Below are 7,033 nucleotides of genomic sequence, written 5' to 3'. Positions count from 1 at the left end.
ATGTCATGCGCAACGCCAATCCTGCCGTCCGGTCCGCTCGGTCACGTTCCCGAAATGACCGGTCACGTTGCCGAAATCGCCGGTCACGATCCCGAAACGGCCGGTCACGTTCATCCGAAATACGCACCTAACGTTTGATCGCGCGGCATCAAATGAATCTGCTCAGCGACCGACACGACAATAAAGTCTGATTAGCAGGGGCATTTATGACGTGGCATGACCATGCGCAGCAGGAACTGGATCATATTAAGGCTGCGATTTCGCAATTGGAGCGGCTAGGTGTTAACGACGGGAGCGCCCAGACGAGTGCCGTGACGCAAGCGGACTACTGGCGAACGCGCATCCGCAAGGTATTGGCGCTTCCTGATTTGCCGCAGCACGTTCTAGAACAGGGTTCGGCACTCGTGGCAAGGCTGGATCGACTCCACCACGCGCGTTCCGGCACTGCTGGCCGCAATTGACATTCAAAGGCAGGCTACTAGCTACCACTCATGGGATCAGCATCTCATCTACGACCCGCTGTCCTGCGCTGAACCCTGCCATGAGTGCGTCAGTTTCTCTCGCGAACGGCTGCTGGTTATCTGCCGCTAGGCGGATCGGCGCAACCATCGGTCGGACCATGCCCGCCGTCTTGATATTCACAATCGCAATAAAGCCACGTGGTGGTAACAACGTGACGTTGCCAGACGATTCCCACACCGGTTCAAGGTCCACGGCGATCTCGAAGCCCTTGTACTTGTATTCTCTTTTCATGGCTGTCATGGAATTTCGCGTTTGGCCGCCCAGCACGGGTGATTCCAGATCGGATCGACAAGACCGAAGTGAGTACCCGATCTCCGCTGGGCCACTCCCTGCTGCGCGAATTGCCGCCGGTACATAACTCCACGGCGTTGCATTGAGCGAAGAGATCGATGGAGCGCCAGGTGGTTGCAATTGCCTCACGCGGTCGAGATGGCTGTCATCGTCCGCTTCAAGGTCACGCATATCGAGCGCGAGCACACGCCGTCATGCAGGCTTCTTCGGCAGCCGCCTTCGCCCGGATATCCGCGAGTACCTCCTCAAACTCTGCCGCCCGCGCCGCCGCGGCCTGCGCCTCGAGCGCGGCCATCTGCGCCTTCAATTCCCTGAACGTCGCCACGATTCGCTCCCCCACCGCACACAGTAATGACGATCTTAGCTCGCTTCAATGCTGGGCGACTGCTGGCTGGCTGCGCAATAGCGTGGCGGGCCGCTGGCAACACTTCGTCCGCGTAAGCAGCAAAGAACAGTAATGAAAAGACTTTCCAACCCACGACGCCAGGTCTTCGCGTGTCATCGCGGTCGGGAGCCTGCTCATGAAAGTCCACAGGGCAACGCCATGCCTGTCATTGCTTGCGAGGCACTCGTCCTATGCCGCCCTGTTGTTCGGCTGCCTGACAAATCCCCCCGCAGCGCAGGAGCCATCAAGTGCCCCCGGCATACCCACGGCTGACGCGCTGGGCTACAAGGTCGGTGTACGTGGACCTTGATGAGGGGGTGAACCGGCTCCAGGCCCGGGACCCCGCTTGTTATGACGGTCGTCGCGGTAGCGCAGACGCAGACAACGAAGTCGTCCTCGTGGAACGGCGCCCCCCAAAAGGAAGTCCACTACGACAATCAGGGAAACCTGACGCGCGATGGCAACGGAACAACGTACGAGCCAGGCAATGGAACCCTGAGTTTCCCGATGACCGTGGGAAAGAGCTGGAACTTCCATCATGTCCGGCGATTCACGGTCGGAACTATTGACGTCAGCGGCCACGATGAGATCGTTGCATTCGATCGGGTACAGGTACTTGCCGGTTCATTTGACGTCGACAGAATAGTCAGCCATGGGGTGAACGCCACGCAGCCTGGTCGCTTGTACGATGCACCCTTCACCGAAACCTGCTGGTATGCGCCAGGTGTCAGGAAGGTCATCAAGTCGGATTACGCGTTGTATCTCGATCACCAGGCGCTGCTGACCCGTACTCCCGAATTGAGTGCTTTTTCACTTGCTCCGTAATGGGGGTTGACGCGGGCAGTGGCCGTTCCGGCGGTGTGCGCCGTCCATTCCCCGTACATCCATCAAGGGCCGCGCCGGATGCGTGGCGTGCCCAATCCCTGTCAGATAGCCGCGACGTACGGTCTGACAATTGAGACGGTCTGCGTCAGCCCCTGAGACGCGAGCGTGTCGAGGTATTCATAGGCCGACTTCGGGGGATTGCGTAGCGAGCGCCGGTGGTCCGCCATTGCCCGCAGGACCAGCATCTGGTTCAGGTTGAACAGGCCGACCACGAAATCGTCGGGATGCTGAGCCTCGATGCCGAACCGCGCGAGCACATCAGACGGAAAGTCCTTGAGGTTAAGCGTAACGATCGTCGACGCATGGCAGTGAATGGCCGCGGCCACGACATGGGCGTCGTCCGGGTCCGGCAACTGAACCGCAGGAATCAGTGGCTCATAACCGGTGATCTTCGCATCCCGAACGTGCCTGTCCATAAGGTCACGCGTACGATAGACCATTGACGGATCCAGATCGGGGCGGTCCTTGATCAGGTTACGGGTCCATTCGTCGTGTATGACGTCCGTCCAGCGCGCGCGAAACAGATCGGTAAGCGCGAGATGCATCATCAGGTTGCGCAACGCTGCGGGGTAGAGAACACAGGCGTCATAGATTGCGGTGAAGCTTGATGCCATTTATTCCAGTCCCATTTCCTGATCGAGCGCAGCAAGTTCTTCAAGCGCGGCACGACGTTCGGCATCAACGCGATTCTTGTAGGCCATCACGTCGTCATAGCGGATGCGCCGATGTGTATTCACCTTCCGGAAGGGAATCTCGCCCTTGTCCAGAAGCTGGATAAGGTACGGGCGGGAGACATTAAGAACATCGGCCGCTTCCTGCGAGGTCAGCTCCGCGTGGATCGGGATGATCGAAACCGCGTTGCCTTTGCCGATTTCCGCGAGCGCGTCGACCATCAACCGGACAAATGACGTCGGCAGCGTGACGGTGCGAACCTCGCCCCTGTCGTCCCTGAAGTCGAACTGCTGGCTCTCTGCCCGGCTCGACAGTACAACCGACAGGTCCCTGCCTGACGTCCTGGCGAGTTCTGCTTCCTGCTCCGAAGGGAGCGTCGTAGGGTGCATGGTGGTGTTCATAAGCGGCTCCTGACTCAACACCGCGCATTCTAAATCGAAATATTCGAAACCGCAACAACCGAAACGGCCATTGAACCGCTCGCCGGTTTTTCACCGGACGACTCACGCTCCAGCAGTCATCAGGAACCCTGCTGGACCGGCCATCAGCGTCATCGACGCTTCGAGCGGATCTTGTTGCACTTCCCTTGCTGCCGCCGGAAGGCGGTAGTTGAGATTCGTCTGATCATTGACTGTTAGTTGCATTAAAGCTTTGGGGAGTCTCCTGCCCAAGCGCGGAGAAGCCCTTCCGGCAGTATGGCGGGGTAACGCTCTGCCCCCGTTATTTTTCCTCTGGCAGAAGTCGGATCAGGTATCGACGACGATCTACTGAAAGCTGTAGAACTGTCAGCGCCCCGCGAAAACAGTCGCAGCAGTCCGAGCCCGACATGAAAAATCAGTTGTGCGCAAACTGAAAACAGGGGCGCACTTGATGCCGCGACGGGTAATCCCAATATGACGTGTCAATTCCAGATCAACCGGCTACCGGACATGCCCAACAAGAAGAATTCTCGATCCACGCGTCGGCCAACTACCGGAACGCACGCAAAGTCGCTCTTTCTCCCCATGCCCCGCAGCGAAGCCGCGGATCTCGCGTTGCGTGCACGGATCGCGCTTGAGCGTCTGCGCAATGGTGAAGCGAACCGCTCGCTGGTCAATCTCCTCTCTCAGGTCATCATCATCGCAGGCTTCATCACCCGGGCGGGCCATGGGCAACTTGATATGGGGGAGATTGAACGCGTTGAGCATGGCCTCGGAGAGGTGCTCAACGAGGCAGATCGGACCGGAGTCTGGCGTGTGCCTGAACCGTTGATCGAGGGCCTCACTGCCGTGGTCAACGAATACGACCGCCAGCTCTGCGTGACCCGGATGGAGATCGTTGTGAGGGCGAGCGATCACCTGGGAAAGCTGATCGACATGGCCGCACGCGATACACGCGCCAACGACAGCCACCTCCAGGTTGCAAGGTAGCGTCTCGTGCCTCATATGCCGGATACGCACGCCAGTCAGCACACGTGCATTAAAGCTCGCAGGTGAATGACGACGCACGGGCGTGAGAGAGTCGCACGCAAACGTCATACGGATATTCCCGGCACCTGATGGTAACCAGCCCCCATAGACGGCGACCAAACCGCCGTACATGCATCGCAAAGGAACGAAATCGCGGGCAAAAGCGCGCAAGCCCTCACAACCGGCAATTCAATCGCGCTCAAGATAGCGAATGCAGCGCTATCCCGCGCTACACTGCCCGCAGAACCATGCACCGCCCTGCGCACGCCAAATGCGCTTCCGGCAACTACGTCCCCGAACGAAATCAACATGGAATTTCGCGTCAGTTACGAACACAGCCTCGCGTCTGCACCGGACGAATTCATCGCCAACGTGGCGTCTCAGGTCGTGACCGATATTCCCGCGAACGTGCCGCGCGCCCTGTTGCCTGAGTTCATCGCCAGCCTGATCGTGGAACGCTCACCGTCAATTGGCAAGATCCGCAATCTCAGGATTCTCAGCGCAGTGCCTTCCCTGCAGTGACACCTGGATGACGACCCGCGTCGTTGTGCGGTCTCGGGAAAAATCAGAAAAGGGTTTGCTGTCTGGCGTCGCGCGCCGGAGGCAGTGACGGTTTCCGGCGTCGTGCGCCAGTGCGTCGACGAATGACACGACGTACATGAGCGATCAGTTCGAAGCACCCATCCGAAAACCTGAGCGTGAGCCCGAACTGCGTCAACCCATCCGGTCCGATACCAGGCTGCACCCGCAGCGACGCCCGCATGTCGAGCCGACGGGCACGGTCCACGAGCTGCGCGCGGCTCATGCCCGGCCAGGCGGCCGAGATCAGCCGGCCAACCGCCGGGGAACCGACTCCGGTGGACAGCCAGCTGGCAACGCCAGGGCAACAAGCTCGAAACGTTGGGGCATCGGATCAAAGGCAGGCGGCGCTGCCCGCGCTTGCTCACGGAAATAGTCGGACGTCACCGGACGCAAGGCAACGCACTGGGGGACCTGAGTGATCAGTCGTAGCGGGCCGCGAATGCAGCGTTGCCGCCACTCGCTCCGCCACCTACGACTGTATCGCCCGTAACCCCGTTACCTTTTACGCTACTGCGACTTCAGGCGTGGTAGCAACCTCAGTTACGGCCTGTGCCTTTCCGGCTGCAACCTTGCGTGGTGCCGAAGCCTTTTTCGCGGGTGCTGCAGCCTTGCGTCCACGCCCACGCTTTGCCGGAGCCGCCGCTGCCCGGGCCGCCTTCTTCGTGGCAACCGTCGTCTTCGCCGCCTTTTTCGCGACGACACGCTTCGCGGCCACCTTCTTCGCTGGAGCCGCCTTTTCGCCAGCATTCTTCGCCGTTGCACCGGCTTCAATCTGGAATTTCGAACGATCCTTGACATCGCGGATCCATGCCGGTGCGCGACCACGGCCGGTCCACGTCGCGCCCGTTTTCGGATCTGCGTATTTGGGTGCAACGTGATGGGCGCTCGCACGCGGAGCTTTTGCCGCTGCCTTCGCACCGGTAGCCGCGGGCTTGCGACCGCGCCGTTTAGCGACAAAGCCTTCAATGTCAGCGACAGTCAGTCCGTGCTTGTGCATCAGGTCACGGATTTTGGTCAGCCCCACCGACGACTGCTTTTCCGCGATCGCCGCTGCCTGCTTCTGGAGTTTTGCAATTTTCGAGTTGATTGCGTCCAAGGTAACCATTTCTATTCCTCCCTTGTTGGGTTTACCGTCCATGCGATCCGCGAACTTTCCTGGCTTATCTTCCAGGCACTTCGAAGTTCAGTCTGCCCGTCAGAATTGACGCCGTCGTCGCGGTGGTGATTATGGACTTTATCAGTACGCTCATGCAAATTGAACGTGCCGCGCCCGGCGATTTCAACGTCACTGCAAATTGAAAATCGACACCGCGCGCTTGCTGCTTCGCGGTAATGTATTCAATTCCCGTTTCCAGACCCGTACCCGCACATCGCCGTTCGCGTGACCGATGTTCAGTTCGTTCCGCACGATGAATTACGAGCGCCACAAAAGATGACAGAAGGTGCGCAAGCAAACCAGGCGTCGCTTTCGGGTTGACTTATACTGGTTGAAAACCAACCAGTCGCGACAGGTTCCGTGCGCCGTTCCCGGCACTGCGCGGCTCAAAAGTACCTACCTCTTCGCCGCCGCCTGTGCAGCAGTGTCGCGTGGCATCCTGGCGGCACGTGATTTGCAATTTACCTGCGGAATGCCAGGTTATTGATCGGAAAAACTGATGGATGAGAGAAAGCGCGAGAGCATCGTGGCCTACCTGCGCCGACGGATGGCCGAGTTCGGAATGTGCGACGTGACGTCGCGTAGTTCGTGGTTTTACCGCTGACGTTCGGCGGGAGCAAAACCGGGCGTTCCGTCGCCCGTAGCCTATCGGGGCATGCGGGACTGGCAACGGTCTCGTGTGAAGCCTCCGAAACAATGTAGCCCGGCGCAAGCCGTACCAAGATCGCGAGATCGATGTTCCTCTGCGAGTGTCAACGCGGAGGGGGCGCTAGGCTGGATGGCAAGGTTAAGGTACCTGAACTGCTGATAAACACCGTCACTCGGAACGGGCCAAAGACACTGATAGGCCAGCCCCAAAAAGGGACCGTGGCGGGTCTGCTCGCTATTCCATCGGGCAGCACGGACACCATCGCCACCGGTGGAGAGGCAGAACCTAAACCATCCGTGCGAACTACGCGGAACTCGGTAAGTCAGAATGATTTTCCGTGAGGCGGAGGCTGGCCTGCCGTAGGAAGTCAAACGCGGGTTAGCATGACTGCCAGAGCCGCACGGTGTGGACAGGGCCCACACCCGGCGATTTCCGAGACGGAG

The 7,033-nt window shown here is 59.4% G+C and carries 9 protein-coding genes; 4 read left to right on the top strand and 5 right to left on the bottom strand.

Annotated features, from left to right (window positions below):
* The first annotated feature begins 206 nt into the window (after positions 1-206).
* Positions 207-461: a hypothetical protein gene (locus VSR34_RS37015; protein WP_169745499.1), complete on the top strand. Its 255-nt coding sequence runs from the start codon at positions 207-209 to the stop codon at positions 459-461.
* Between the two features lie 28 nt (positions 462-489).
* Here VSR34_RS37015 and VSR34_RS37010 read toward each other — a convergent pair whose 3' ends face one another.
* Positions 490-762: a hypothetical protein gene (locus VSR34_RS37010; RefSeq protein WP_342965081.1), complete on the bottom strand. Its 273-nt coding sequence runs from the start codon at positions 760-762 to the stop codon at positions 490-492.
* Between the two features lie 214 nt (positions 763-976).
* Positions 977-1,138, bottom strand: coding sequence for a hypothetical protein (locus VSR34_RS37005; protein ID WP_342965080.1), 162 nt, complete (start codon positions 1,136-1,138; stop codon positions 977-979).
* 411 nt (positions 1,139-1,549) lie between these two features.
* Between VSR34_RS37005 and VSR34_RS37000 the strand changes: the two genes are divergently transcribed.
* The gene (locus VSR34_RS37000; RefSeq protein ID WP_342965079.1) at positions 1,550-2,023 is read left to right on the top strand and encodes a hypothetical protein; all 474 of its coding nucleotides are present in this window, start codon (positions 1,550-1,552) and stop codon (positions 2,021-2,023) included.
* Between the two features lie 101 nt (positions 2,024-2,124).
* On the opposite strand, the gene VSR34_RS36995 is transcribed toward VSR34_RS37000, so the two are convergent.
* Both VSR34_RS36995 and VSR34_RS36990 read right to left on the bottom strand, forming a co-directional pair.
* Positions 2,125-2,697 (bottom strand): PIN domain-containing protein, encoded by a 573-nt coding sequence (locus VSR34_RS36995; protein ID WP_342965078.1) that lies wholly within the window; start codon positions 2,695-2,697, stop codon positions 2,125-2,127.
* On the bottom strand, positions 2,698-3,156 hold the full coding sequence (locus VSR34_RS36990) for a helix-turn-helix domain-containing protein (RefSeq protein WP_342965077.1): 459 nt from the start codon (positions 3,154-3,156) through the stop codon (positions 2,698-2,700).
* A 528-nt stretch (positions 3,157-3,684) separates the two neighbouring features.
* Here VSR34_RS36990 and VSR34_RS36985 point away from each other — a divergent pair.
* Together VSR34_RS36985 and VSR34_RS36980 are read left to right on the top strand one after the other, a co-directional pair.
* Complete coding sequence (locus tag VSR34_RS36985; protein WP_342965076.1) at positions 3,685-4,164, top strand: hypothetical protein; 480 nt, start codon at positions 3,685-3,687, stop codon at positions 4,162-4,164.
* Positions 4,165-4,512: 348 nt separating this feature from the next.
* Positions 4,513-4,725: a hypothetical protein gene (locus VSR34_RS36980; protein WP_342965075.1), complete on the top strand. Its 213-nt coding sequence runs from the start codon at positions 4,513-4,515 to the stop codon at positions 4,723-4,725.
* Positions 4,726-5,287: 562 nt separating this feature from the next.
* Here the strand turns inward: VSR34_RS36980 and VSR34_RS36975 are convergent.
* Positions 5,288-5,890 carry an H-NS histone family protein gene (locus VSR34_RS36975; RefSeq protein WP_342965074.1) on the bottom strand — a complete coding sequence of 201 codons (603 nt, stop codon included), beginning with the start codon at positions 5,888-5,890 and terminating at the stop codon, positions 5,288-5,290.
* Between the last annotated feature and the right edge of the window lie 1,143 nt (positions 5,891-7,033).

Origin of the sequence: Paraburkholderia sp. JHI2823 (assembly GCF_038900695.1) — a bacterium.
Classification (GTDB): domain Bacteria; phylum Pseudomonadota; class Gammaproteobacteria; order Burkholderiales; family Burkholderiaceae; genus Paraburkholderia; species Paraburkholderia mimosarum.
This window is presented reverse-complemented; position numbering and strand designations above follow the sequence as displayed.